22 protein-coding genes and 1 pseudogene are annotated in these 26306 nt (G+C 61.6%); 14 read left to right on the forward strand and 9 right to left on the reverse strand.

Annotated features, from left to right (window positions below; translation table 11 throughout):
- Positions 1-102: 102 nt before the first annotated feature.
- From BLS11_RS19120 to BLS11_RS16815, 3 genes and pseudogenes are all read right to left on the reverse strand, one after another.
- Positions 103-222, reverse strand: a pseudogene (locus BLS11_RS19120) (IclR family transcriptional regulator); the annotation flags it as partial.
- Positions 223-484: 262 nt separating this feature from the next.
- Positions 485-1675, reverse strand: a complete 1191-nt coding sequence (locus BLS11_RS16810; RefSeq protein WP_092538957.1) for an MFS transporter — start codon at positions 1673-1675, stop codon at positions 485-487.
- 620 nt (positions 1676-2295) lie between these two features.
- Entirely contained in the window at positions 2296-3681 is a 1386-nt protein-coding gene (locus BLS11_RS16815; RefSeq protein ID WP_217629035.1) for a DolP-mannose mannosyltransferase, read from the reverse strand.
- A 384-nt stretch (positions 3682-4065) separates the two neighbouring features.
- On the opposite strand from BLS11_RS16815, the gene BLS11_RS16820 reads away from it, so the two are divergent.
- Positions 4066-4668, forward strand: a complete 603-nt coding sequence (locus tag BLS11_RS16820) for a hypothetical protein (protein ID WP_217629036.1) — start codon at positions 4066-4068, stop codon at positions 4666-4668.
- Between the two features lie 63 nt (positions 4669-4731).
- On the opposite strand, the gene BLS11_RS16825 is transcribed toward BLS11_RS16820, so the two are convergent.
- Entirely contained in the window at positions 4732-5181 is a 450-nt protein-coding gene (locus BLS11_RS16825; RefSeq protein WP_092538959.1) for a DUF5518 domain-containing protein, read from the reverse strand.
- Positions 5182-5913: 732 nt separating this feature from the next.
- Between BLS11_RS16825 and BLS11_RS16830 the strand changes: the two genes are divergently transcribed.
- From BLS11_RS16830 to BLS11_RS16840, 3 genes are read left to right on the forward strand one after another with little or no spacing between them, the layout of a single operon-like run.
- Positions 5914-6462, forward strand: a complete 549-nt coding sequence (locus BLS11_RS16830) for a DUF4129 domain-containing protein (RefSeq protein WP_175454484.1) — start codon at positions 5914-5916, stop codon at positions 6460-6462.
- Between the two features lie 17 nt (positions 6463-6479).
- Positions 6480-8432, forward strand: coding sequence for a DUF58 domain-containing protein (locus BLS11_RS16835; RefSeq protein WP_309473059.1), 1953 nt, complete (start codon positions 6480-6482; stop codon positions 8430-8432).
- Positions 8422-8943 (forward strand): DUF7519 family protein, encoded by a 522-nt coding sequence (locus tag BLS11_RS16840; protein WP_175454485.1) that lies wholly within the window; start codon positions 8422-8424, stop codon positions 8941-8943. Before BLS11_RS16835 ends, BLS11_RS16840 begins: the two co-directional genes overlap by 11 nt.
- 43 nt (positions 8944-8986) lie before the next feature.
- Here BLS11_RS16840 and BLS11_RS16845 read toward each other — a convergent pair whose 3' ends face one another.
- Both BLS11_RS16845 and BLS11_RS16850 read right to left on the reverse strand, forming a co-directional pair.
- A complete protein-coding gene (locus BLS11_RS16845; protein WP_175454486.1) occupies positions 8987-9835 on the reverse strand; it encodes an ABC transporter permease in 849 nt (282 codons plus the stop codon).
- A gap of 2 nt (positions 9836-9837) precedes the next feature.
- Positions 9838-10791 (reverse strand): ABC transporter ATP-binding protein, encoded by a 954-nt coding sequence (locus BLS11_RS16850; protein ID WP_092539109.1) that lies wholly within the window; start codon positions 10789-10791, stop codon positions 9838-9840.
- A gap of 154 nt (positions 10792-10945) precedes the next feature.
- On the opposite strand from BLS11_RS16850, the gene BLS11_RS16855 reads away from it, so the two are divergent.
- From BLS11_RS16855 to BLS11_RS16870, 4 genes are all read left to right on the forward strand, one after another.
- Positions 10946-11764: a DUF8102 family protein gene (locus tag BLS11_RS16855; RefSeq protein ID WP_147280965.1), complete on the forward strand. Its 819-nt coding sequence runs from the start codon at positions 10946-10948 to the stop codon at positions 11762-11764.
- Between the two features lie 203 nt (positions 11765-11967).
- Complete coding sequence (locus tag BLS11_RS16860; protein WP_092538964.1) at positions 11968-12852, forward strand: ABC transporter permease subunit; 885 nt, start codon at positions 11968-11970, stop codon at positions 12850-12852.
- Positions 12849-13604, forward strand: a complete 756-nt coding sequence (locus tag BLS11_RS16865) for an ABC transporter ATP-binding protein (protein WP_092538965.1) — start codon at positions 12849-12851, stop codon at positions 13602-13604. Before BLS11_RS16860 ends, BLS11_RS16865 begins: the two co-directional genes overlap by 4 nt.
- Positions 13601-14182 (forward strand): DUF8130 domain-containing protein, encoded by a 582-nt coding sequence (locus BLS11_RS16870; RefSeq protein ID WP_092538966.1) that lies wholly within the window; start codon positions 13601-13603, stop codon positions 14180-14182. Before BLS11_RS16865 ends, BLS11_RS16870 begins: the two co-directional genes overlap by 4 nt.
- A 1305-nt stretch (positions 14183-15487) precedes the next feature.
- Here BLS11_RS16870 and BLS11_RS19765 read toward each other — a convergent pair.
- The 3 genes from BLS11_RS19765 to BLS11_RS16885 form a co-directional block, all read right to left on the reverse strand.
- A complete protein-coding gene (locus BLS11_RS19765) occupies positions 15488-15796 on the reverse strand; it encodes a hypothetical protein (protein WP_139172817.1) in 309 nt (102 codons plus the stop codon).
- A 1159-nt stretch (positions 15797-16955) separates the two neighbouring features.
- Positions 16956-17723, reverse strand: a complete 768-nt coding sequence (locus tag BLS11_RS16880) for an IclR family transcriptional regulator (RefSeq protein ID WP_092538968.1) — start codon at positions 17721-17723, stop codon at positions 16956-16958.
- A 355-nt stretch (positions 17724-18078) separates the two neighbouring features.
- Complete coding sequence (locus BLS11_RS16885) at positions 18079-19590, reverse strand: hypothetical protein (protein ID WP_092538969.1); 1512 nt, start codon at positions 19588-19590, stop codon at positions 18079-18081.
- A gap of 302 nt (positions 19591-19892) precedes the next feature.
- Between BLS11_RS16885 and BLS11_RS16890 the strand changes: the two genes are divergently transcribed.
- The 6 genes from BLS11_RS16890 (at position 19893) to BLS11_RS19545 (ending at position 26161) form a co-directional block, all read left to right on the forward strand.
- Positions 19893-21242 (forward strand): extracellular solute-binding protein, encoded by a 1350-nt coding sequence (locus BLS11_RS16890; RefSeq protein ID WP_217629037.1) that lies wholly within the window; start codon positions 19893-19895, stop codon positions 21240-21242.
- 145 nt (positions 21243-21387) lie between these two features.
- Positions 21388-22890, forward strand: coding sequence for an extracellular solute-binding protein (locus tag BLS11_RS16895; protein WP_092538971.1), 1503 nt, complete (start codon positions 21388-21390; stop codon positions 22888-22890).
- A 79-nt stretch (positions 22891-22969) separates the two neighbouring features.
- Positions 22970-23926 carry a carbohydrate ABC transporter permease gene (locus BLS11_RS16900; RefSeq protein WP_092538972.1) on the forward strand — a complete coding sequence of 319 codons (957 nt, stop codon included), beginning with the start codon at positions 22970-22972 and terminating at the stop codon, positions 23924-23926.
- A complete protein-coding gene (locus BLS11_RS16905; protein ID WP_092538973.1) occupies positions 23919-24830 on the forward strand; it encodes a carbohydrate ABC transporter permease in 912 nt (303 codons plus the stop codon). The genes BLS11_RS16900 and BLS11_RS16905 overlap by 8 nt, the downstream gene beginning before the upstream one ends.
- A gap of 6 nt (positions 24831-24836) precedes the next feature.
- A complete protein-coding gene (locus tag BLS11_RS16910; RefSeq protein WP_092538974.1) occupies positions 24837-25988 on the forward strand; it encodes an ABC transporter ATP-binding protein in 1152 nt (383 codons plus the stop codon).
- Positions 25988-26161 carry a DUF8005 family protein gene (locus BLS11_RS19545; protein ID WP_175454488.1) on the forward strand — a complete coding sequence of 58 codons (174 nt, stop codon included), beginning with the start codon at positions 25988-25990 and terminating at the stop codon, positions 26159-26161. Before BLS11_RS16910 ends, BLS11_RS19545 begins: the two co-directional genes overlap by 1 nt.
- Positions 26162-26306 lie beyond the last annotated feature (145 nt).

Raw genomic sequence — 26306 nt, forward strand, 5'->3', positions numbered from 1 at the left:
CGCCCCGGGTGGGCTCTCCACCGGGAGGACGCGACGATGGACGCGGGCGGCGACCGACGACGCGCGTCCGAACTATCGTTTCGGTTCGATAATTTCGAACGACTACGAGTACTCGATGTTCAGTTCGAGTTCGTTCGCCGCGCCGAGGAGGAAGTCCGGCAACTCCTCTTCGAACCACTCGCCTTTCAGTCGGTGCGACGGGCCGGAGACGCTCATCCCGCCGCCGACCTTCAGACACTCCACGACGTCGAACATCGTCCGAGCCGAACGGACGGTGTCTACCTCGCCCGCGTCGTCGGGTTCGCTCATGGCGAGAGGGAGGACTCGAACGAACTAAAGTGTGGTCGATAACGTCGAACGACGGCGAGGGCCGGGGAGCCGAACGCTCAACTGCCGAGGTGGTGGAGTAAGCTACCGTGCCATCTGAGTCGCCGGAGCGACGCCTGAGCGAGTTCGCCGCGGGGTTCGTCGCTCGCTGCCGCCGTCAGTCCGCGGCCGCGGTGACGTCCTCCGGCGGTTCGGTGAGGAGGACCCGGACGACGAACACGGCACCGACGAGTGCGAGTGCCGCGAGCATAAGCCAACTCCACCGGTAGCCGACGGCGTCCGAGAGGTAGCCGAACGCCGGCGGCGCGAACAGCGCACCCGAGGTGAGCGCCAACTGCCCGCCGCCCGTCGCTCCGCCCATCTCGTCCGCCGAGACGAGCGTCGCCATGCAGGAGTAGTAGACGCCGGTGAAGCCGAGGACGAAGAAACCGAGGACGACGAACGCCGCGGCGGCGAGCGTCGTCCCCTCGACGAAGGCCACGCCGACGAAAAGCGCCGCGCTCGCGAGCGACTGGACGAGCAGAATCGAGCCGATTCGGCGGCGGGGCTCCCCCGGAAGCGCGTCGCTCAACCACCCCGTGAGGACTCGCCCGGCGCTTCCGGACACCTGTAGCGCCGCGAGGACGATGCCGCCGAAGGCGACGGACGCGCCCACCGACTCGTCGATGTAGAGTATCGTGTACCCCGTGGTGGTGAAGAGACCCGCGCCGAGGCAGACGCCGGCGGCGGCGAGCGAGCGGTAGGGGCGGTTCCGAAGTAGCCTGCCGAAGTCGGGGTAACTCGCCTCTTCGGTGCTGTCGGACCCGCGGTAGACGAGCCAAAACGTCACCGCGACGGCGAGTCCGCTCACCGCGGCGGCGTAGAATCCTACCTCCCAGTACAACACGCCGGCGATACCGGTGACGAGAAGCGCGCTCGCCCCGCTTCCGGCGGTGACGCCGACCTGTTTCACCCCGACGGCGAGGTTCTGCCGCCCGGGCGGCGTGCTGTCGAAGATCGCCTTGTTCGTCCCGGGCATCGCCGTCCCGTAGAGCGACCCGAGCAGGAACGCGCTGACGAGCAACGCCGGGTACGACCACGCTCGGGCGACGAAAATCGACGCGAGGGAGAGTCCGAGCAAGCCGACGGTGAGCGTTCGGTGTTCGCCGAACCGGTCCGTGAGCGCTCCGAGTGGGAGCAGAAACACCGCGTACCCGAGCGTGAGCGACGTGACGACCAACCCGACGGCCGTTCCCGAAAGCCCGAACTGGTCGCGGAAGAACGGCGTCGCCGCGAACACCGCGTAGTAGCAGATGCTCGCGGCCAACTGCCAGACGAAGATTAGCGATACGACTCGGTAGATGCCCATTCCCGACGGGACACTTCTCGGGCAGACGCTAAAACCGTCGGGTTCCGGAACGGCCGTTCGGTTCTCCCGTCCGTCGGCTACCCGTCCTCTCCGGAATCGTCTCGGGGCAAACATAATTACCTGTACCACCTCAAATTAGGAGTCAGATGCGGAGATTAAAAACGCAATCTGGTATCTAGAAAATAAGGAAGTAGTGGCTATTGAAGATACGATATCAATGATACGCGCCCCGTATCTCGGCATACATCACCGAAGAGGAATTGGAGGAGAATCCTGCTGTATGAGTATATATGTAATCCTCTGCCGGCGTTACACCACCTACACGTACTTCTCGTTTCGTTCCGACTGCGGACTACCCTCTCTCCTCTCTACGCGTCGGCCGTCTCGCGGGATTACACCCGTATTCTTGTAACACACCAATTCTCTAGTTGAGCTGTGGATTTCCAGTCAGTCTGGTACTACCACCTGCCCGGCGTTCGGAGCGACCGCCGTTCGAATCCGGTGGGTCGAGCCTCCGACGTATCGGGGGTCGTCGGGCGAGGGAGAGACTGCTCCGAGACGAGGGAAAGAGCCGAGACGAGGGGGGCGCAACTGCTCGCACGCGGCCGTCCGAACGCGGATTACCCGTGTCCGAGGGCGTCTCGGGCGGTTCCGAAGTCCATGCACTGCTGGCCGGACTGCGGTTGCGTCTTTTCGAGCCACTGAACCTCCATCAGAGAGAGCCTGTAGTGGCACGTCGACGGTTCGATGCGGTTCCAGTAGATGTACCGAATCTCGGGGACGGAGTCTATCGCCTGTACCTCCTCGGCCCGGTCGTTCGTCTGCAGGTCGTCCATGGGAACCGGGCCGGGCGTCTCGACGGGCGAGAACACGAGCCCGAAACTCCCCAACAGGACGACGTTCACCACGAGAACGGCCGCGACTGCCCCGCCGAGATACCGTCGCCGACGGACGTCGTCGAGACGCGCGGCGACGACGCCGACGCCGATTGCGAGGAACGCTAAGGGCGGAATCAGGTCCGTGTACCCGCCGATTTCGAAGTCCACGAAGAGGATGATGAACCCGAACCACCCCGCGCCGGCGAGAATCCACCAGTCGTCGCGCCCGATGGGGTCGTTCCGGTCGGTCAGCACGTCCACCGCGACTCGGACGAGACCGGCCGCGCCGAGGAGGACGAGCGGCGATGCCCACTTGAAGTGGATGACGCCGCCGGCGAGACGGTTCAGAAGCGGCGTCGATTCGCTCACCGAAATCGGGACGAGGACGGTCTGTACCAGCATCTCCGACGTGGAGTCCCAGAGGAACACCACCGGCAACAGCATCGCGGCGGTGAACGCGACTCCGCCGGCGATAGTGCGGAGGAGGTTCCTTCGGTCGCCGTCCTTGAGGGCCATTCCGACGACGATACACGGGAAGATGATCGCCGCCTGCCAGTAGCCGACGCTGGCCGCGGCGGCCGCACCGCTGAGAGCAGGGTACCCGCGGGTGTACGCGTAAATCGCCAACAACCCCGCAAACACTAACGCGTACTTCGATTTGAAGCCGTAGGCGGGTCGAACCAGAAAGCCCGGCAGGAGGAACATCGAGAACCCGGCGAGCGACGCGGCGAATCGGTCGCGCGTGCTGTGCCAAACGAGAACGGCGACGAGTCCGACGATGCCGCAGGCGGTGACCATCATCAACAACACGTTCAGCAAGTGGAGGAGATACACGTCGCCCCCCGAGAGGAGGGCGAGGAGCCCGGTCGTCTCGTAGGAGAGCGGCGGTTTCACCTCCCACGCGTCCACGTACAGGCGGGCACCTCGCGTCAGGAACCACCCGATGTGTTGGAAGATTCCGGCGTCGGGCGTCATCGGCGGTCGAGCGCTTCCGAGCGTGATATCGAAGAAAAAGTACAGCTCTACGACCGCGGCGGTCAGAACGGGGAGGGCTAACCACTGGTCGACCGGAGCGAGAGCCGGTAACCACTCCAGACTTAGAGCGGCGTCCAATTGTTTCCTGCTCACGCCTCCCCGTACAGATTCGTTTGTATTAATAACGGATACTATAACCCGTAAACAGATACCTGAAATGACGATAATCTGTCGTTAACCGGTCGCGTACGCGACGACGAGAGCGTATCGCCCGTCGTGAACGTCTCGCGAACGCGACTGGGGTCGGAAGAGGGATGCTCGACACAACTCTGGTCGTTGGTAGTTCGCGCCCGATAAACGCGGGTTTGGCGACGCCCAACGGTGGCGTTCCGTCCCGGTTGACGGGACGAATTCGAATCAGCCGCGGCTTCGGCCCGGAATTTACCCCCGGACAGGTTAGGTCCCGCCGTGGTAATCGACATTCGCCGGTCGGACCAAAATCGCCATACTACCGCGCTCCGCAGCACGGTCCGTCGCATGAACGAAAGGCAATCGGGCCCGACAGACGACGGAGAGGCGTACGACTCTACGACGCGGCGACGACTGCTCAAAGGGACTCTCGGGACGGCGATGTCGGTCGCTTCTATTCCCGCTCTGAGCGGCGTTGCGGCGGCGCACTTCCCCGACAAACTCGATATCGATATCCAACCCGGAAACGAGGAGAACTTCATCGACGTGGACGACCACGAGTCGGTGTCTGTCGTCGTCCATCCCTCCGAGTTCCTCGACGGCGACGGCGAACGCAAGACGTTCGACCCCACCGACGAACCCGTCCGCTATCGGTTCGGGCCGCGATTCGCAGTACAGGACGGGGAGGGCGCACGGCCGAGAGACGAGGGAGAGGTCACCCGCGTCGAGAGCGACTCCGGCGACGACCACGAGGCGCTAGTCTTGCGTTTTCCGGTCGGCGAGGCGGGGTTCGACGGCGAGGAGGAGACCGGCTGGCTCTACTGGGAGCGCGACGACGGCGGAAAGCACGGCTACGCCGGATTCGATTCCGTTCGCGTCTACGGGACTCGGGCGTCGAACTCGAACTTGATCGAACTGCTCAAACGCGAGTTCGGCGCGGGAGACAACTGACGAACGGAACGACGCGTGCGGGGGTGGTTGTCGCAGTCGTCGCGACGAGGGAATACGGCCGCCTCAGGTGCTGATGGCTGGTGGGTGCCGCCGGCCACCGGAACCGGCCAGCCAGCCGCCGATTCTCCCGCCGATTACACCGACGAGTCCGGACAGTCCGAAGACCAACGCGGCGACGACGGCGACGAACCCGAGTGCGAGCGCGATGCCCACCGCGACGAACCACGTCGGACCGGCGAGTCCCGACGTGGCCGCGAGAACGTCGGCCAACACCAAGAGGACCGGAAGCCCGCCGACCAGTCCGGCTCGGAACCCGACGCCGCTACTCGTTCCGGTGTTTCGCTGAGCCAGATATCCGGCGAGCAGACCCCCGAACAGTACCGGGGACAGCGACAGTTCGGAACCGGTCTCCAAGTATCCGAGGGTCGTAAACGGAATCGAAGCCAGTCCCCCGAGGAGGGCGTACTTCCACGTGTCGCTTACTTCGAACGCGACGGGACCTATTTTGGGCATACGTGGTATTGTCGATAGAAATACATAATTCCTCCGTACGGCTCCATCGAATCCACGGAGGAAAGCGGGAGCGAAGCGAAACCGGATCCGGGCGTTTTTGCGACGGTCGTCCCCGTCATAGGCCCGATATTCGGAGTCGGCCTCGCGCGATACGGGATGACAATCCAGCACTTCTCGCCGAGCACGCTTCACCGACTGTTCGGTATAACGGGGATGCACTTCGAGACGGTCGGTCCCCGGGGCGGCGGTCTGTTCGGCCGCCGTCGCAGTGGGGGAGCCTCTCGGAAACGCAGAGGTACGTCCGTTTCGACTTATTATTTCACACGCGGGAGGCCGATACACTCGCCGACCCGCGATACAGTCCGTTTCTGCTTCGCCTCCGACGGTCTACCGGCCCCACTGGGAACCTCGACCTGCTCAGAGAAGTCCGAAAAACGGGAAATCGACTGTCGTTTTTGACCGGGACTCGTCCGTCGGGAACGCGTTGCCCCTCGAAGTAGGTGTCCTCTGAACCTATTCAGTTGGATTCTTATTCCTTCAATGACAATATATCGGTACCGTCAGATGTCCCTGAATCGGTCCCACGTCGCTACCCTCCTCCTCACCGTGTTCGCTCTCACGGCCCTCGGTGTAGCCGCGGGTACGCTACACTCCGCCCATCCGAACGATACACCAAAGTCCGGAAGTGGGGACGATCTAACTTCCGGAGGGAAGGGTACTGCGAAGGGCCAAATGCTGACCGGTGGTTCGGAGAGCGCCCACCTCGTCCTCCCGGAGGTGAACGTCGGAAACGATCTTCGAGACGAACAGACACGGTCCGGCGGCGTACTTCCCCGTCTCGTCCTCGGCGTCGTTCTGCTGTTCTTCGGCGCGGCACTCGTCCTGTGGCGTCTCACCAGCGACGAGTCGTCCGCAGACGTCGCGGTTGACGACGAGGCCGATTCCCTCGTCGAGGAACGGACGCCGCACACGCCGTCACCGGGCGCACGGAACGTACCGCCGACGAACGGCGTCTATCGCGCGTGGCAGGCTATGATTGCCGCCCTCGACGTCGACACGGTGGACAACAAGACGCCCGCTGAACTCGCCGAGGCCGCGGTCGAATCAGGATTTCCGGCGTCTCACGTCGCCGCTCTTACCGAGACGTTCCGCAACGTACGGTACGGCGGAACGACACCGACTACCGAGCACGAACAGCGCGCACGGGAAGCGCTCGAGGGGATTCGTCAGGTCGCTCCACGGGACAACTCGAATCAGTCCGACTCCCCGCCCGAACCATGAGCCGGATGCGTCGCTCCGTGCTGGCTCTCGGCCTCACGTCGAGCCTTCTCGGTATCCTGCTCATCGTACTGCCGTCACTCGGCGGTATCATCTCTCCGTCCGGAGCAGTCCGGACGGTACCGTTCGCCCTCATCGGAGTACTATCTCTCGTTTTCGCCGCTGGATACGCCCTCGCCGGCACTCGCTCGTCTGCAGAAGGCGGAGACGGGCACCGATCGGACGGCGTTGGACTTCCGACTCCGGAGAACCGGCCCCAGTATAGGGAGGTCGGAGCGACACTCGCGCGACGCCTCGATACGATCGAGTGGACCGATAGGCGTGAAGAGGAACCGACGAACCGTCTTCAGCTCCGTACCGAGCTCCGAGAAGCGGCGGTACGAGTGCTCTCGCGGACGGAAGACTGGACACGCACGGAAATCGAGACGCTGCTCGACGACGGGAGGTGGTCGGATGACGGCCGAGCGACGGCGTTCTTCTCCGACGACGTCGTGCCGACGCTCTCACTCCGCCAACAGCTCCGAATGCTGCGGCGGACCGAGCCCGTGTTCGCTCGGCGGGCGCGGCACGCAATCGCCGAAATCGCCGGCCGATCGGCCGCGATCGATGTCTCGTCCTCGCTTTCCGACTCGGCTCGACGAGCGCTCGACGACTCTCCGCCGGTCTCGGTCCGGCAGTACTGGCCTCCGGACGCCGACGAGTCGACTCGAGAGTTCCGAACCGGAGACACACGCGTCGTGACCGCAGCGGCGCTTGCGGCGGGCGGTCTCGGCGTCCTGACGCTTCGTCCGGCGCTCTTCCTCCTCGCCGTGTTCGGGATTACAGTTGCCGGATACGCCCGTGTCGCTTCTGCACCGACGGGAGCTATCGATGTCAGGCGAACGCTCAGCGACGACGAACCCGACCCGGGAGCGGAGGTAGAGGTGACCGTCGTCGTTCGAAACGTAAGCGACACGACGATTACGGACCTCCGGCTAATCGACGGTGTCCCCGCCGGACTCACCGTCGTCGAAGGGTCGCCACGCTTCAGTACTGCTCTTCGCCCCGGAAAGGAGGCGACGTTCACGTACTCGGTCGAGGCCGTTTACGGTGTCCACGCGTTCGACCCCGCACTCCTAATCACGCGCGACGTGACCGGAATATACAAACGCGAGACTCTCGTCGAAACCGCGGCCACGACGCTCTCCTGTCGGCTTCCAACTCACCCCGTAGACAACCCGCCTCGACGGCGAACGACGGTCCACGCCGGTCGGGCCCGGTCGACGGTCGCGGGGTCGGGCGTCGAGTTCCACTCGGTTCGTGACCACCGACCTGGCGACCCTCTCTCGCGAATCGACTGGAAGCGTAAAGCGAAGACCGGCGAACTCACCACGGTTGACTTCCACGAAACCCGTCTCGAGAACGTTCTCGTTCTCATCGATGCGCGCGCGGAGGCGTACGTTACGGCGTCACGTGACGGTGACGAGCCGATCATCCGGAAGGGCGTTACTGCCGGACACCACATCACGTCTCGACTGCTCGCGGAGAGCGTTCCGGTCGGGCTTATGGCACTCTCACCGCGTTCGTGTTGGCTGGCACCGAGCGTCGGTGACGCGCATCACCGTCGGATTCAGAACACGCTCGCGGGTCATCCGTCGTTCGGGTGGACCGCTCCCGACGGCGACTTTGATTCGACTGCGGCGCTCCGAGTGCTGTCTCAGCGCCTCTCTCTCGACACGCAGATTATCTTTATCTCGCCACTCTGCGATGATGCCGCGGCGGGCGTGGCGCGACGGCTCGATGCCTACGGCTACGCCGTCTCCGTGGTCAGCCCGGATCCGACGGCATCGGCCTCCTCGAAGCCGAGTTGCGACTGGGGCTATGCGGTACTCGAGCGGCGGTTTCGTCTCAGTAGTCTCCGGAACGCTCAGATTCCGGTCGTAGACTGGAACCCCACCGAGTCGTTCGCAGGGGTGATGCGCCGTGAAGTGTAGCGGTCGATGGGTCGCCTCCGAGACGCCGCCGACGTTGAGTAGCGCTATCGCGCTCGTGGCGACCCTGGGGGTGCTCTTCATCACAGCGGTCTCTGTCTACCCCCTCGGTGCGAGCATAACCGGCATCGTTCTCACTGCTGTCAGTCTCGTACGGGGGTCTACCCGTCTGTTCTCGCTCGGGGTCGGAGCGCTCTTCGGCGCGGTCCTTCTCGCAGGACTGCTCGGGACGGCCCCCGTGTTCCTTCTCGCCGCTTCGTTTCTCTTAGTCGTCGCGTGGAGCGTCGGACGTAACGGGTTCAGCATCGCCGCGGAACTCGGACGCGGAGTGTCGACATTCCGCATCGAGATCATTCGTGCGGTCAGTTGTATCGTCGTGTTCGCGGCCGGGTCGAGCGTCGGCTATGCTGTGTTCCTCGGTATGACTGGACGGCAGCCGGTTCTCGCACTCTTCGCGCTTCTCGTCGGCGTCGTGGCGTTACTCGTCGCGCTTCAGGGATGGACCCGATCGTAAACCTCGCCTACCGCTGGGTCTGTTCGACCTCGACGGTCGGAACTCATGTGAGGTCTTTCTCTCTGAAACTGAGGTATCCGAAGAGGAGTGAGACGAGCGACCACCCCACGAGGGAGAGCAGATCGAACCACGTTTTGGCGTGTAGTCGCTGTCGCTCACTCGGCGAGGGCTGTGGAATATATTCGTACCGCTCTGCAACAGTGGCAAAGACCGGTTCTACAATGCCACCGTACGCCGGATACGGGGTCAAACTCTTCACGAGACGCTCCGTAGACTGGGTGACCGACGTCCCCGTTGTATCGCCGATAGCACCGAGAAGTGTCTCCAAATTCATGTACGGCGCAACGCCGAGGACGAACGGGACGAGAACGAAGTAGGCGCCGAAGGAGGCGAGCATCGCTGCTGGCTGGCTGTCCACTGACGCGGAAATCGCCATGAAGATACTCGTGAACGTTACCAAGAAGAGCGCCGTCGATCCGGTGAAGAGAGCGAACCGCAGAACGTTCGGCGGCTTGGTAAACGCGACAGCGGAGATGACGTAGCCGAGCACGAGGCTGCCGACCGTTGCAGCGATCACGAAGCCACCTCGTGCCAAGACCTTCCCGGCGAAGTACTCGGCGCGGGTGTTCGGAAGCCCCATGGTGAACTTGATTCGGCCGCTGGTTCGGTCTCCGACGATTGCCTGATAGCACAGCGCAGCCACGAGAATCGGCTCGACGAGAATAACCGCTTTCTGAACGTCCCAGAGGGCACGAACCGGATACTCGTAGATGGAGCTCTCCGAGGCGAACGTGAAGGCGGTCAGCCCGAGGAACGCCGTCACGATACCGACAATCAAATACGACTTTGCGCCGTTTTTGAAATCGTCTCTGGCGACGGTGTAGACGCCCACGGTCATTCACCTCCGGCGTCGACGCCGGAACGGTCGTCGGTGTCGTGGTCTACGGTAGCATCGTCGCTCGTGAACGTCTCGAAGAGTGATTCCAGCGACGTATCTTCCGTTTCGAACTCCTGCACCGTCGTGAATCGGTCCAGTCGATTGAGGATTTGAATCTGCTCCGCTTCCGGCGTGCACGCCAGTCGGACAGTCGTCTCGGTCACTGTGACATCAGACACACCGGCGATATCACGGACCCGTGCCGCGTCTGGCGGCGATTCGACGGTTACCGTGATGACGTTCCCTCCCGTCTTTTCGCGAAGCGTATCGATATCGCCGACCGTCGCGAGCGATCCGTCTCGCATGATGCCGATTCGATCGCAGACCTTCTCTACCTGTTCGAGGTGATGCGAAGAGAAGAACACAGTCGTGCCTCGATCGGCCTCTTCGCGGACGATCTCACGGACGTGCTTGATGCCCGTTGGGTCGAGGCCGCTCGATGGCTCGTCCAAGATGAGGAGCTCCGGATTCCCGACGAGTGCGATTCCGAGTGTGAGCCGTTGGGCCATCCCCTTCGAATAGCCACCGACAGGGCGGTGGGCAGCGTCAGAGGCTAACCCAACACGCTCGAGAATCCTGTCTGGGTCGTCGCTGGCGCGCTTCGTCTCTATGGCCGAGACGATGTGGTGGCGTCCAGTCAGATTCTCGTAGAGATGATACCCCTCCGGAAGGAGCCCGATCCGGGAACGCACGGATTTCGATTCGGTGACGGCATCGCGTCCGAGGACGGTCGCTCGGCCAGCGGTCGGGGACGTGAATCCGAGCAGTACGTTGATCGTCGTCGATTTCCCCGCGCCGTTCGGCCCGAGGAAGCCGAACACCTCGCCTTCTTCCACGGTGAGGTCGAGATCGTTCACAGCGGTCACACCGCCGTATCGTTTGGTCAGTCGGTTGGTCGTGATCGCAGTCATCACCTCACCCCGAACGATCCTCAGATAATAAAGGGCCGAGACCGTTTGTATCGTATATCGCCAGTATATGGCTATATACGCCCGATATACGCATATTCGGCCCGCTACGGACGGGAGGAGTATATCCTCGACGTACGCCCTCAGCAACACGGTATTGCGATACAGCAATTCCCTCGTAACTCTAACGATCGGTGAATCTAATACCTGTACCGGCGGTATTCGAAACATGGCCGGTAACTCGGCGTCGTTGCTCACGAAGACACAACGGAACCGGATTCGAGACGACTTCGACGAACTCGTCGAGGAGAAGAAACGCCGTGACCAACAACGCATCCGCGAGCGGATCAGGTCCGGTCTCTTCGATTTTCACCTCCTCGCTGACTATCCGGATCGGCAGTTCGCGCTGACGTTCGACGAGACGCCCGACGATGAGTTGCGGACGGCGCTCGCAGACACCACTCTCGTCGTCGAACGACTCCGCGAACTCCACGGCATCGACCGGGCGGAAGTGATCGAGGAGGCCCGAACGCGCGCCGAAACAGTCTCGGATGCGACGACGGGAACCGAGACCCTGAGCCGAGTCGAGCTTCGAACCGCGGCCGAGATTCGACGCGAAACCGAAGCCGAGGTGAAGGAACGGGTTGGAACGGGACGCTGGGACACGCGCGCGGATAGATTGGCTAAACTGGGCGCGAGTGCGTTTATCCCGCTCGCACTCATCGGAATCTTCGACTGGTACGTCAGTGGAAACCTCTTAGGGGCAACCGCTCCCGTCTCGTCGTTGCTCATGGCTATTCTCGCCGTGAGCATGATCGGATGGTTGCTTATCGTGGCAGCACAGGCGTTGAAACACGACGTTCTTCCCGCCTTCAGGAAGTTAATGAGGAATCCCGAAGCGGCGGTGCGAGGAGCAGTTACGAACCTGTTCGAGGACCCTAAAGAGACGCTACGAGAGTCCTGGGAGGAACTGTAATCAGTGAAACGCGGCGTATCGAGCGCTATCCCGCGATCCCGGTGGACGTGTTTGAGACGTGTCCGTTCGAATCAGGCGGTGGAGAACCCAACTCGACACCCACCGCTCGTAGCGTCGCGGATTCTCTCTCCAGTTCCAGTCACCTTCCGACGAGTGACGGTCGAACCAATAGGTATTTTGTCACTGTCTCCGGTCCCTTGTTTGTGCAGTGGTCCCCGCTTGCGCGTCAAGAGTGTCGAACAGTCCTCTTCTCCAAGGGAACGTGGATACTGGCGCTACTCGTCGTCCTCTGGGGGTATCGCCCCACGTACGCCGGCTGGGAAGCTGTCGGCAGGAACATCACGATCGGGTACATCCAGATCGGTGCGAGCCTCTTCCTTCCGACCGGTGTCCTCCTCCTCTGCTATCAGTCGCTCATCGGCGAGCGAACCAGTGGGAGTATCAAGCTCCTCCTCGCGTTGCCGCTAACGCGGACGCACATAGTCTTCGGAAAGGCATTCGGACGGTTCCTCGGTATCGGCGCGGCTACCCTTCTCGCCGTGTTCGCTCTCGTAACCGCCGGATTCGTCGACCACGGTCCGTTCGCCATACTCCCCTTCCTCGCGACGCTTCTCGCGACGCTTCTCCTCGTCGCCGTCTTCGTCGTGCTCGGGATTCTGCTCTCGGCGGTCACACAGCGAACTGTGGCCGCCGCGAGTGCAATCGTGGCGTACTTCCTCGTTTCGATGTTCTGGAATCAGATCGTCTCGACGGTTTATTCGGCCGTGACTGGGACTCCAGTCGATCCGTACAGTCCCCCGGCGAACGGACCGTTGTTTTTCGCGCTCCGTCTCGCACCGACCGGCGCCTACAAAGCCGTGACGAACTGGATTCTCGGCGTCGGAAACTCCACGGAACTCTTTCAGATCGTCCAGATGAAACTCACGCCCGGAGTGGGCATCAACGCGTTCGTCGTCGAGTCGGCGTTCCAGGGAGCGCCGGTTCCGTGGTACCTCCATCCGGCGGTGGGTCTCGTTATACTGCTCGTCTGGCTGATTGTTCCACTCGGGGTCGCTCGTTTCGCGTTCGAACGGGGTGACGCGCTATGAGCGAGTCGGAGTTCGCAATCGAGACGGACGGGTTGACGAAGCAGTACGGGAGTACGCGTGCAGTCGACGGTCTCAGTCTCACCGTGGAGAGCGGAGAGACGTACGGCTTCCTCGGTCCGAACGGCGCGGGCAAATCGACGACGATCGGGCTCCTTCTCGACTACCTCCGTCTCACAGAAGGATCGGCGCGCGTTCTCGGTTGCGACCCGCGTGACGATTTAGTCGCAGTTCACGAACGGCTCGGCGTCCTCCCCGATCGGTTCGGTCTCTACGAGGGCCGGTCGGCTCGCCAACACGTGACGTTCGTCGCCGAAACCAAAGGACGAGACGACGACCCCGAGCGACTCCTCTCGCGGGTCGGACTCGCCGATTCGATGGAGATGCCCGTGGGGGAGTATTCGCGGGGGATGCAGCAGCGTCTCGCACTCGCGATGGCGCTCGTTGGCGAGCCGGAGCTGTTGATCCTCGACGAACCGTTCTCCGGCCTCGATCCCAACGGGGCACGCCGAGTGCGCAGGATCGTTCACGAGGAGAACGAGCGCGGTGCGACGGTTTTCTTCTCGTCGCACGTGCTCGGACAGGTCGAACTCGTCTGCGACCGCGTTGGCGTCCTCCACGGCGGTCGGTTAGTTGCGGAAGGAACCCTCGACGAGTTACGCGACCGAGCGGACCTGTCCGGTGATGCGTCGATGGAGGACATCTTCGTCGCACTGACCGACTCCGGCGTCGATCGGGGAGGTGAATTAGAGTGAAGCGTCGAGCCGTCCTCGCCACGGGCGCGCTATCTCTGGTAGGACTCGCAGGCTGCCTCGGCGATACGGAGTACCGCGTGACGGATGCGACCGTGGAGTCTTCCCCCGGTCCGCTTGCGCTGTCGGTACGCATCACTACTCCGGGGGCCGTCATCGAGCATCCGGCCGATCTGGAACTTACGCTCACGAACCAGGGCGAGCGACCGGTCCAGATCCGGAGCTACGGCGTTTGGCCGTTCGGTGCTCTCTCGCTCACTACTTCGTCCACATCGGACGAGAATCGGCTCGACGTCCATCTCTACTCGCCGGCCTACGAGGAAAGCGATTCCGTCGAGGTCGGGCCGGGTCGTGCGTCGATGCGGGTCGACGGCGAGCCACTGACTCGAACGCTCGACGCAGGTGCGTCTGCGACCACGCTGTATCACCTGTACGGAGACGATCTCTCACGTCCGGGAACCTACTACGTAGTACAGACGTTCGACGGGAACGAGTCGGAGTACTCCACCGGGAACGAGTGGACGACGTTCGACCCGCGCGTCGCTGTAACCATCGAAGAAGTGAGCCAACTCCCGCTGTAACGGTCGATCGATCCGTACGTACTCGATCCGGAGGGCGGTTGGCCTCCTCGTGCAGGTCGGATCGACTGGTGAGTACGACCGGTCACCCCTCGTCATCGCGAATGCTGTTCTGACGATGCTGAAGAAGCAGACAGAGGTTGGAGGGGCTCGTCTCTCGTTTGATGTCCTCCCGATGAGCGGCGGGTCTGCCCGGACACTCGCAGTTCAGCAGAAACATTAGTGTTTTTAGAATAAACCGCCATCGAGACGAGGAATCGAAGTGGTCATTCTTCCTCAGTTCGGTTCCTGCTACACATCAGAACTACTCTCTGCCAGGTGGAGTCTCATCTCTCCTCACTCGAAATAGACGAAGAGAGCGATAAACGGGACTGGTAAGAGAGTCCCTCCAACAACCGTAGCGAGGACGGAAACGAAACTTAGAGACCCTATACCAGATGTGAACAAGGGTGTAAGAAATAGATACGTTAGTATAATTCCGATCGGTGGGAGCAGGGCTATTATACACCCAGTGAGGATCGGATGGTTGAGTTCCTCCTTGCCGAAGAACCCGTTGATGGTAGATCTCAAATTATCTGACATGACCGCGAGTTCTGTCTGTTGGCATATTAGGTTTACTCGGGTCTCACGTCCACTCCTCTCCTCACCGCTCACACGCAATTGCGTCAAGGCAATCGATAGCGGATTTCTGCGCGGCGGCGGGCTTTCTCGAGTTAGTTCGTTAGACATCTCGTCGAGTACCTCGCGTTGCTCCGCGCCAGCGGTATCGGCACCGCTTCTCCTTACTCAACCCGCTGACTTCGAGAACGAACTCGACATTCAGCAGAGGTGCATATACATACGACTCCTCTACAAAAGTTACTTTCTGACTACGTTTGACCGTTGACTGTTCTCCAAAGAATCGCCGTGCAACCGCTCAATACGATTACCATCCCGATAGAAAACAGAACTACTCCGATGAGAATCGGAGGAAGCACGACTTCGGGCGACATCCGCCCAAATAGCACGGCTGGGTCAAATAGTACTGACAATGGTTGCCAGCTGATGCCGAGTATAATTCCACCACCAATTACTACGAAGTAGAGTTTGAGGTACTCGCTGCTGAGAGCCCGACGGAGGGAGTCGGTTGCGGAATAGGGAGCCATACGAATGGATCGAACTGACTGATTTAGATATTTCCGTTTTGGATGACAAATATAGATTCACCGCCTGACCGGTAGCGACTGGCAAAGAACAACGTATCTTTCGACAGAGCCGAAGTGTAAGGGATAGAGCGCAGGTTCTCTATCGGACTTGGCTAATTATCGACTATGGAAGCGTCCCGTCGTCCGCGTAGCAATTGAACCGGATGCGTACGGCCGCAATTTGGGCATCGTCCGGATCGACTAATGCGACCGTGTATTCGCCGTGAACTGGCGGGCGACCGAGAGGCACTGCGTACAGTTCGCCTTCTCCAGAACCAAACACCGAGTAGTCCTCGGAATCGACACCGCTCATATCACGATTGCTCAACAGCGGAACCGAGGAAACGAGGTTGCCGTCGCTGTCGCGTATCCTGATCGCGTGATAGGCGTCCTCAGAAACGGCTTGGGTCGAAACCAGTACTCCAAGAGCCACTCGTTCGTTACCTTCTATCGGTGCGACCCGGCGGAGATGTTGGGAATCGCCTCCCACTCCTCGACTGCCGCAACGAGCGATGGGGTCCTCGTTACCGAGACAGCCAGCAGTCATACCCACGCTACCGACTACTCCTGCGAGGAGTTCGCGTCTGGAGGGCATCGTTCGTGATATCAAATCGAGGTAGTTTAACGATGTGGATAGCGCCACGTACGCACCCCTAGTGGTCAGAGACTCCTTCTACGCTGTAAATAAGCCGCGCAGCAAATTCATCCTCCGAGGTTTGGTAAACGGCCGCCTCGATATTTTGTATAGCGCGATGTGGTTCATTATTGTGTTTCGGTGCGCGGAAAGCGTGATACCTGAGGCATGAGTCCGTAGAGGAGGTATCCGGAACGAGGAGTCCCACTTTCGCGTAGGGCGATAGAATCGAACGGGATGCCGGTGCTTTCGTTTCGGCCACTAAATCGGCGGCACAGACACCGATATACCTATTTCAACGCAGAAGCGCAGCAATTCGATCCTTCGTCGGATATCAGTTGCCGCCCACCGTCGAACTCCGTCGGAACCGGTTGACAGCCCACCGTCTGAACTCCAGTTCCGAGACCGATATTCGCGATGTTGGTTGACCCTCGTTGACGACGGGTCGGTTACAGCGCTGTGCGGACGCCTCAAGCTATAGCGGAGAGAAAAATGAGACCCCGGAGAGAGCCACTTCACGAATGCGATAGGAGTGCCACAACTAGAACCGAATCCGAGGCATTACACTCCTATTATCGTAATAGACGGCCTATCCGGAGTAACGAGACTGACGCTAACACGCCCTAATCGAACGTGACAGACATCGCTACCCTCCGTTTCCTTTCGCTCCGTGGCGATTCGTCCAATATAACTCACCAATTTCGTCCTTCGTCTCACTTTCACTCCGGTTACTGATTCAGAATTCTGATTGTAGCTGATATCTGGAATTCATCTCTTTCATCTATTGTGCTCCCTCGTTCACTTATACTAAATCCAATTCAGTATCTGCGAATACTATCGGAGTGTTAATACTGGAGAATTACGCAAATGACGTCGATAGATAATTACAATATGATCATTCAGTATCGCTGGACGAGAGGCTGCCAAAGTGAAACGGCTATTGGCTAATAAACGACGATTACGTGTAGGTGATGTTGAGTTCGATGACGTTGGCGACGCTCTGGAGTTTCGCGGGCAGTTCCTCCCGGAAGCGCTCGTCCTGAAACCGACTGGTCGGTCCGGAGACGCTGATCGCTCCTTCTACCTCGTCGTTGTTGTTGATTATCGGGACGGCTACGCAACGGAGTCCTTTGACGCGCGCCTCGTCGTCGAGCGCGTACCCGTTCTCGCGGACGCGCTCTAACTCCTCGAACAGTTCGTTTCGGTCCGTAATGGTTCGGTCGGTCGAGGCGGGCATCCCGTGACGGTCGAGTATCCGGTCCACCCGGTCGCGGGGGAGGTGGGCGAGTATCGCGTTTCCGAGGCCGGTGTTGTGGAGGTACACCCGTTGTCCGATGTAGGAGTCGGTCTTCACCGCGTCGACCCCGTGCGCTCGGTGGAGGTAGACGCCCATCCCGTGCTCTTCGACCAGCAGGTTCGCCAGTTCCCCCGTCTCCTCGGCGAGCGCCGTGACCTCCTCCTTTGCGATGTCGTATATCTGCTTCTTCCGCCGGGCGTGGCCCCCGAGGTCGAGGAGTCGGAGTCCGACCCGATAGGTGTTACCGGATTTCACGACGTATCCGTCCCGTTCGAGCGTACTGAGGTAGTTGTGGACGCTACTCTTCGAGAGGTCGACGGCGTCCGTCAACTCGGTCACCGTCGCCTCGTTTCGGCGCTTCAACTCTTCGAGAATTCTGAACGTCGTCCGCGCGGTTTTGACCTCGTTGGGGTTTTCCTGGTCGACCATGGGTGATTCTACCTGTCCGTTCATGATAAATCTATTCACACGCATACTGACCGTCGTCCAGTATAACTGGACGCTCGTCGGCACAACCGCTCTTCGGAGGCGAATCACTCCGGCGTGACGACGCTCTCCGACTCACCTCGCGGGGACATCGACCGTCTCCGTCCGGAACTCGCGGGCCCGACCCGGTACGGGCGCGTTTCTCGCCGAGGACACCGACGACAAACGACTCTCCGCGGCGAACGACCGAATCGACGCGGAAGAGATGGTGACGGGGTCGGCGGCGTTCACCGTTGCAGGCGAGGCGATGCCGCGGCGCGGACGAACTGTCCGACCCGTTCGTCCGAGCGCCGGGCGTCTACTCGCCGTCGTCCTGCTCGACGGCTTCGGTGACGAGTTCGCCGTCGTTGTCGACGTGAAGGAGGTACTGCCCCGACCCGTCGGGCGTCGTCAGGACGACGCCGTTTCCGTCTCCGGGGACGCGAACGTCGTCCTCGTCGACGACGAGGGAGGGGCCGTCGCCGGCGTGGAACGCGTACGACTGGGCCGTCTCGTGCCGTTCGACGCCGTCGTCGAACCAGCGCGTCGACCCGGACACCTCGTCGCCGACCGTCGGTTTCGGCCGGACGTTCTGCTGGTCCAGGTGGGTCACGTACTCGACGTCGGTGCCGTACTCCGCGTTGTAACAGTCGACGTTCTGGACGTAGACGCCGTCGTGCCTGTCCCCGGCGCCGTCTGTCACGTCGGCGACGTGGACGCCGCTGTGGTACTCCATCGCGTTGTGACGCTCGCGGACGTTCGAGATGGAGACCTTCCGGGTCGACGTGACCGAGTTCTCCAACTTGACGATGCTCTCGCTGACCGACTGGAGCGGGTGACCGCCGCACTGGATCGAGTCGAGGTTGATGGCGACGCCGCCGTCGATTCGGATGCTGTGCTCGCCGCCCCCGCCGCGCCAGTTGTAGATGTCGAGGTCGAAGGCGGGCCCGTACGGGACGTCCTCACTGCCGTGTTCTGCGAGGAACGCGTCGCGACAGCCCGTAACCTCCGTGTCGGTGACGGTGAGTTCGCTGCTCCCGTGGTAGTCCTTGAGGCGAATCCCGGCCGGAACGGTGTTGCGCCCCTCCAGATTCTGGAGGTACATCCGGGAGATGTGCATGTGGCCGATACCCTGGATATCCACGAAGGAGCGTTCGAGGTTCTCCTGCGCGTAGAACATCCCGCCGTTGAGCGTGATGTTCTCCGTCTTCTCGTCCGGGCCGATGACGAAGAAGCTCTCTATCGACTCGGTGGCGTAGATGAGCGTCCAGCCCATGTCGAAGACGAGTTTCCCCGTGTTCTTCCCGACGACGATGGGCGACTCGACGCGCCACGCCGGGAGTCCGTCGGCCGCGGCGGCGTCGTCCGGGTCGGGTGCCGGAATCACGATTCGGTGTCCGGGCTGTTGATTCGGGATGTCGTCGCCGTCCGGGAGTTCCGCGAAGACGTTTTCGAGTTTCTGATCGAGCGTCTCGCCGGGGTACTCGGTCACCACGTGGATGGACTCCGGCGTCCCGCCGCCGGCGTTCAGAACGCCCTCGTCCACCGAGAGGTTCTCCCCGGCGAAGTCGGATATCTCCGCGTCGTTCGCCGCCATCGAGAGCGCACCGAGGTTGCTCAACGCGTGTTCGCCGGCGTCGACGTCCGACTCCCACCGATACCACGGTTGATTGCCGCCGCCGTCGCCGCCGTCGTCGCCCTCTTCTGCCGTCGCGGACCCGGCCGCGAGTCCGCCCAACCCCGCGGCACCGAGGAGTGTCAGTGCGCCGCGTCGCGGAAGTCTGTAGTCGGATGACGATGCGTCGTCGGTCGTGTCGTTGTCGTTACTCATGGGACTATGCGCTGTAGTACCACAGCGCAATTGGAAATCTTATCTTCGATACTTATATTTTATGACCTACAGGTTTACCCGACCCTCCGAGCAGTAGTTTTATATTTAATCATAGTTCATGTACCGGTATGAGACGCGACAGCAACGATATCAGTCGATCTAATCGTACCGCCGACCGCCCCGTCTCACGGCGTCGGTTCGTCGCCGCCGCCGGTGCGACGGGCCTCGCGGTGGGTCTAGCCGGGTGTTCGTCCGGGGGCGGCTCAGAGAACGGGAACGGAGCGGGCGGAGGCGGTCGATCCGTGACAGAGGGCGATTTAGAGTACGACGGGTCCGACGTAACCGTCGAGTACAGTACCGCGCCGCTGTTCGGAAACGTCTCCGACATGATCCAGCAGACGCTGTACGACGTGGGTCTCCCCGAGAGCATCAACGTCGAGTTCTCGACGACCGTTTGGGGTGCCGACGACCTCCAAGCCCGCTACAACCAGATTCTCTCGGCGGGCCGCAAGACGCCGGACATGATGCTGACGAACTTCGCGTACACGCCCTTCTTCGCCCCGAGAGGCTGGTTGCTCGACCTCACGCAGGTGTTCGGCGAGGAGAAACTGAACGCACTCGAGAACGACTACTCGCAGGTGATGGTCGACTCGATGCGGTGGGACGGTGGGCTGTACGGCATCCCACAGTTCATCGACATTCCGACCATCCAGTACCGGAAAGACCTCGTCAAGGAAGCCGGGTACGACCCCGAAGGGGAGAACTGGGCGACCGAACCGCTCACGTGGGAGCGATTCGCCGAGGTGACGAAGGACACCCAAGAGCAAGCCGGCACCGACCACGGGTACACGACCGCGATGAACCAGCGAAACCTCGGGTCCATCTCGGGGTACGAGCATCTGGTGACGAACGGCGGCAACTACTTCGGCGACATGTCGAATCAGAACGGCCCCATCGGCGACCGCCCGGTCACCGTCGACGACGAGCGGACCATCCACACGCTGCGTCAGTTCCGGACGTTCCTCTACGGGAGCGACGACGACCACGCTCTCGACGGACTCGCCGGCGGAATCACGCCCTCCGAGGCGCTCGGGTGGGACACGAACCCGTCGATGGAGTCGTTCTCCGCGGGCGAGGCGGTCACGCACCGCAACTGGTCGTTCGCCATCGCGCAGTACGGGAGCGAAGAGAACTTCGGCGAGGACCTCGGCGTCATGCCGTTCCCCTACGGGATGACCGAAAAGAAGGCGCCGTACGAGGGCGCGGGCGGGTCGAACGCCAAACTCGGCGGCTGGCACCTCTCGATAAACCCGAACACCGAGCGACTGGCCGCGACCGTCGAAGTCATCAAAGCGATGACGACCGACGAGTTCTACCTCACGATATTCGAGGAGTTGGGTTCGACGCCGCCCAAACCGGGACTGTTCGAGTCTGACCGCGCACAGGAGATAGACGTCATGAGTCGGTATCTCGATACGCTCCAGTACCAGGCGAAAAACCAGTTCGCACCGCCGATCAACGCCGTCTGGGACGCCCAAAAGTCGGCCATCGGCCAAGAGTTCCACGCCTGCCTCAATCAGGAGAAGTCGCCCGAGGACGCCGTCGCGGCGGCGCAAGACCAAGTCAAGCAGATCGAACAGCAGGAGTCGTAACCCCGCCTCCCCGCCGTTCGCCGACTGCAACCGACTTCGGAAGGCGTTCGGCGAACCTGCGCGCGCCGAGTGGCCGTCTCCGTATCTCTCCGGCCGCCCCAATTGTTAAGGATAGTTTTATCAGTTTTGGCGCGATACGCATGGTATGGTTCGTGATAGCGATGCGGTCGAGACAGGTAGTCGAAGCGACGGTTCCTACGCTTCGCGTCGCCGATTCCTCTCGGCGGCCGCCTCAGCCGGGATCACCGTCGGTTTGGCCGGTTGTTCTAGCGGCGGCGGAAGCGGTCAGAGTAACGGCGAGAACACGGTTGCGCCGGAGGACGCGGAGTACGACGGGTCGGACGTGACCGTCGAGTACAGCACCGCGCCGCTGTTCGGAAATAGCAAGGAGACGCTCATGCAGACGCTGTACGACGTGGGGCTCCCCAAGAGCATCGACGTCAACTTCACCACGACCGTCTGGGGAGCGGACGACCTTCAGGACCGGTACAACCAGATACTCTCGGCCGGTCGGTCGACGCCGGACCTGATGTTGACCAACTTCGCCTACACCCCGTTCTTCGCGCCGCGAGAGTGGCTCCTCGATCTGAATCAGGTGCTGAGCGAGGAGAAACTCGGGGAACTCGACGACCACTCGCAGGTGATCGTCGATTCGATGACGTGGGACGGCGGACTGTACGGCTTCCCGCAGATAATGGGCATCCCGACGATCGTCTACCGGAAGGACCTCGTCGAGGAGGCCGGGTACGACCCCGAAGGGGAGAACTGGGCGACCGAACCGCTCACGTGGAAGCGATTCGCCGAGGTGACGAAGGATACCCAAGAGCAAGCCGGCACCGACCACGGGTACACGACCGCGATGAACCAGCGGAACGCAGGTAGCATCACCGGGTACGAACACCTGATGACGAACGGCGGCAACTACTTCGGAGACGTCTCGAACCAGGACGGTCCCATCGGCGACCGGCCGGTGACCCTCGACGACGGCCCCGTCATCGACACGCTCCGACAGTTACGCACGTTCATGTACGGGAACGAGGACGAACACAGCATCGACGGTCTGTCGGGAGGCATCCTGCCCTCCGAGTCGCTCGGGTGGGACACGAACCCCTCGCTGGAATCGTTCTCCGCGGGCGAAGCGATCATGCACCGCAACTGGACGTTCGCCATCGCGAAGTTCGGCGCCGAGGACGCCTTCGGCAAGGATATGGGAGTGATGCCGTACCCGTACGGCGTCTCCGAATCCGACGCGAAGTACAAGGGAACGGGCGGTTCGAACGCCAAGCTCGGCGGTTGGCACCTCTCGGTGAACCCGAACACGGAGAAGCTCGGAGCGACGCTGGAGGTCATCAAGGCGATGACGACCGACGAGTACTACCTCAAGGTGTTCGAGGTGACGGGCGAGGCGCCCCCCAAGCCCGGCCTCATCGAGGAGGCGACGAACGTCGACGTCATGAGCCGGTACCTCGATACGCTCAAGTATCAGGCGAAAAATCAGTTCGCACCGCCGATCAACGCCGTCTGGGACGCCCAAAAGTCGGCCATCGGCCAGGAGTTCCAGGCCTGCCTCAACCGGGAGAAGACGCCCGAAGACGCCGCGGCGGCGGCGCAAGACCAAGTCAAGCAGATCGAACAGCAGGAGTCATGAGTCCGTCATCGGGACCCGTCGGTGTCGCCACGTCGAAACGTTCAAGCCGCTGTGATAGGGATACGGTAACACACAGACTATGACGAACAAGATACAGCAGGTAGTATCGCCCATCTTTTACAAGATAGAGCAGTTGGAGGAGGACACGTACGGGTACCTCCTCATCGCACCGGTGTTCGTGACGCTCTCGGTGCTCGCGTTCTACCCGCTGGCCAGAACGCTGTTCTTCTCGCTCCACGACGACGACCTGACCGGGATCGACCCCGTCGGCGAGTTCGTCGCGGTCGAGAACTACGTCCAACTCCTCAACGGGGACCTGAACTCGATCCTGAGCTATCCGTTCATGGACCTGCAGAACCCGTTCTCCAGCGCGCTCTTCCTCACGGTGCTCATCACCGTCGTGAGCGTCGGAATCGGGACGCTGCTCGGACTCGGGATGGCGCTCATCCTCAACAAGGAGTTCCGCGGACGCGCGTACGCCCGTACCATCGTCATCCTCCCGTGGTCGGTTCCGATCGTAATCCAGGGGATGATGTTCTACCTCCTGTTCCAGCCGTCGATCAGTTTCTTCGTCGAACCCCTCGCGAACCTCGGGCTGTTCTCGGCGAACCCGCTGGTCAGCAGTCGGGACTCGACGATCATCGTCATCCTCATCGATATCTGGCGCAAAATTCCGTTCATCGCGCTCATCATCATGGCGGGATTGGCGAGCATCGACCGGAGCCTCTACGACGTGGCGAAGGTCGCGGGCGCGACGAAGTGGCAGCAGTTCCGGTACATCACCCTGCCGCTGGTCAAGCCGGTGCTGTTCATCGGGATGATCTTCTACACGATCAGTTCGATGAAGATCTACGGGATCGTCGAGGCGTCCGCGGGGTGCGGGACCGTCCCGACGCTCACGTGTCTCGTCGTCGCGACGTTCAGACAGCAGCGCTGGCCGACCGCGTCAGCCATCGCGTTCCTCACCGCGCTCCTCATCGGCGCGATCGTGATGCTGTACGTCCTCAGATTCAGGGAGTCGATGACGAATGAGTAAAAACGAGTACAGCGGTCTCGCCGGCCGCGCCGTCAAATACGCCGTGTACAACGCGGGCGACATCTACCGACTCGGCTTCTACGTCGGGTTGGCGTCGTTCATCATCATCACGCTGTTCCCGTTCTACTGGCTGTTCGTGCTGGCGATAACGCCGAGCGATCAGCTCTACCAGATGGGAGTCGTCCCGGAGAACTTCGACCCGAGCGTGTTCATCACCGTCTTCCAGCAGTACCCCCTGCACCACTACATCTTCAACAGCATCATCATCGCGTCCATCACGGTGGTCGTGTGCATCACGTTGGGGAGCCTGGCGGGGTACGCGTTCGGTCGCATCGACTTCCCCGGGAAGGGACCGTTACTACTCTTGCTGTTGGTCATCTCGTACTTCCCGGGCATCGCGTTCCTCATCCCGCTGTTCGAGCTGTTGACGGGGTCGCTCAGCGCCCTCGGATTCTCGACGCCGGACCTCTACAACACGCCGTGGGGGATGGTGTTCCCCTTCACGATGCTCAGCCTCCCCATCACCATCTTCATCCTCACGACGTTCTACAGTCAGATTCCCGACGGACTGGAGGACGCCGCGAGGGTGGAGGGGACGACGCGACTCGGAGCGCTGTTCCGCGTCATCATGCCGCTGTCGGCGCCCGGCGTCGTCACCGCCGCGATCATCGTGTTCATCGGCGTCTACCGCGAGTTCTTCTTCTCGTTCATCATGACGGACGGGTCGCCGGAGAACTGGGCGGTGCTGGTCTACGGCATCCTGAACTTCCAGCAGCAGTACACCACGCAGTACAACCTCATGGCCGCTGCGAGCCTCATGGGAGTGATCCCGATCGCAGTGCTCGTGATACTAGCGCAAGAACACATCGTCAGCGGACTCACCGCTGGCGGACTCAAGGAGTGATTACACATGGGAGACGTTAACCTAACAAACGTTCGCAAACAGTACGACGACGTCGTCGCAGTCGAGGGAATGGACCTGACAATCGAAGACGGAGAGTTCGTGACCCTCGTCGGACCGTCCGGGTGCGGCAAGTCGACGACCCTGGAGACCATCGCCGGACTGACCACCCCCACGAGCGGTACGATCGAGATAGACGGCGTCGACGTGACGCGCAAACCGCCGAAGGACCGGGACATCGCGATGGTGTTCCAGAACATCGCGCTGTTCCCGCACATGACCGTCTACGAGAACATCTCGTTCGGTCTCAGACTGCGCAACTACGACAAAGAGGAGATCGACCGGCGGGTGCAGGAGGCGGTCGAAATCGTCCAGTTGGAGGGGATGCTCGACCGGAGCCCGGACGAACTCTCCGGCGGACAACAGCAGCGCGTCGGTATCGCCCGCGCCATCGTGCGCGAACCCGAGGTGTTCCTGATGGACGAACCGCTGGCGAACCTCGACGCCAAGCTCCGAGTCTCGATGCGGACCGAGATCCAGCGACTCCAGAAGGAACTCGGCGTCACCTCCATCTACGTGACGCACGACCAGGAGGAGGCGATGACGATGTCCGACCGAATCGCCATCATCAACGACGGGGAACTCCAGCAGTGTTCGCCCCCGCTGGTCTGCTACAACCAGCCCGCGAACACCTTCGTCGCGCAGTTCATCGGGAGCCCGTCGATGAACATGTTCGACGGGCGCGTGTCCGGAAACTCCCTCGACGTCGGGGAGTTCGACGTCGGGTTCGACCCCGGGACCATCGGACTGCAGGACGGCGACTCCGTCACCGTCGGCGTCCGACCTGAGGACATCTACCTCGCGGAGGACGCCGGAGCCCTCGCGCACCCGAGTACGCCGGTCACGGTGAACGTCGACGTGCTCGAACCGGTCGGGGACCAAACGTACGCCTACCTGCTCATCGGGGAGGGTGACGACGCCAAAGAACTGCTCATGAGCGCCGCCCCCGACAAGACGCTCGAAGCGGGCGAGACCGTCGACGTCGTGTTCGCCCGCGACAACATCCACGTCTTCGAAGGGACGACGGGCGACGCCGTCGCTCACAGTCTCGTCGGATCGGCGACGTCCGGCGGCGAGACGACCGTCGGAGGTGAGGTCTGATGTTGACGACGGAGGGGATGCTCTACATCGTCGCGATGACCGCTCTGTTCGGCCTCTGGGCCTACGGCGCGGTGTCGCTGTACTTCGACCTTCGGTATCGCTTCCTGCCCAAACTGTACGCGTGGATCCGCAGCGACGAGGAGGACGACGACAAGCGGCGGCAGTTGGTGTAACTCACCCCCCATTCGCGCCGTTCGATCCGAGCGGTTCCGAGAGCTGGCTGTGTCGATTTCGTCCCTTTTCAGCGCCGAGCGCGACGAATTCGTTCAGTTCCGTCGACAGTTCCTAACTTATAATTCGCGGCAACGTGATAGATAA

Source organism: Halopelagius longus (assembly GCF_900100875.1).
Classification (GTDB): domain Archaea; phylum Halobacteriota; class Halobacteria; order Halobacteriales; family Haloferacaceae; genus Halopelagius; species Halopelagius longus.

Bases quoted from the DNA above. Each gene is read 5' to 3' on its own strand.
- BLS11_RS16910 (WP_092538974.1), top strand. From the start codon at position 24,837: ATGGGAGACGTTAACCTAACAAACGTTCGCAAACAGTACGACGACGTC.
- BLS11_RS16825 (WP_092538959.1), bottom strand. From the start codon at position 5,181: ATGCCCAAAATAGGTCCCGTCGCGTTCGAAGTAAGCGACACGTGGAAG.
- BLS11_RS16830 (WP_175454484.1), top strand. From the start codon at position 5,914: ATGCTGACCGGTGGTTCGGAGAGCGCCCACCTCGTCCTCCCGGAGGTG.
- BLS11_RS16885 (WP_092538969.1), bottom strand. From the start codon at position 19,590: ATGAGTAACGACAACGACACGACCGACGACGCATCGTCATCCGACTAC.
- BLS11_RS16820 (WP_217629036.1), top strand. From the start codon at position 4,066: ATGAACGAAAGGCAATCGGGCCCGACAGACGACGGAGAGGCGTACGAC.
- BLS11_RS16865 (WP_092538965.1), top strand. From the start codon at position 12,849: ATGAGCGAGTCGGAGTTCGCAATCGAGACGGACGGGTTGACGAAGCAG.
- BLS11_RS16880 (WP_092538968.1), bottom strand. From the start codon at position 17,723: ATGGTCGACCAGGAAAACCCCAACGAGGTCAAAACCGCGCGGACGACG.
- BLS11_RS16905 (WP_092538973.1), top strand. From the start codon at position 23,919: ATGAGTAAAAACGAGTACAGCGGTCTCGCCGGCCGCGCCGTCAAATAC.
- BLS11_RS16850 (WP_092539109.1), bottom strand. From the start codon at position 10,791: ATGACTGCGATCACGACCAACCGACTGACCAAACGATACGGCGGTGTG.
- BLS11_RS16810 (WP_092538957.1), bottom strand. From the start codon at position 1,675: ATGGGCATCTACCGAGTCGTATCGCTAATCTTCGTCTGGCAGTTGGCC.
- BLS11_RS16895 (WP_092538971.1), top strand. From the start codon at position 21,388: ATGGTTCGTGATAGCGATGCGGTCGAGACAGGTAGTCGAAGCGACGGT.
- BLS11_RS16900 (WP_092538972.1), top strand. From the start codon at position 22,970: ATGACGAACAAGATACAGCAGGTAGTATCGCCCATCTTTTACAAGATA.
- BLS11_RS19545 (WP_175454488.1), top strand. From the start codon at position 25,988: ATGTTGACGACGGAGGGGATGCTCTACATCGTCGCGATGACCGCTCTG.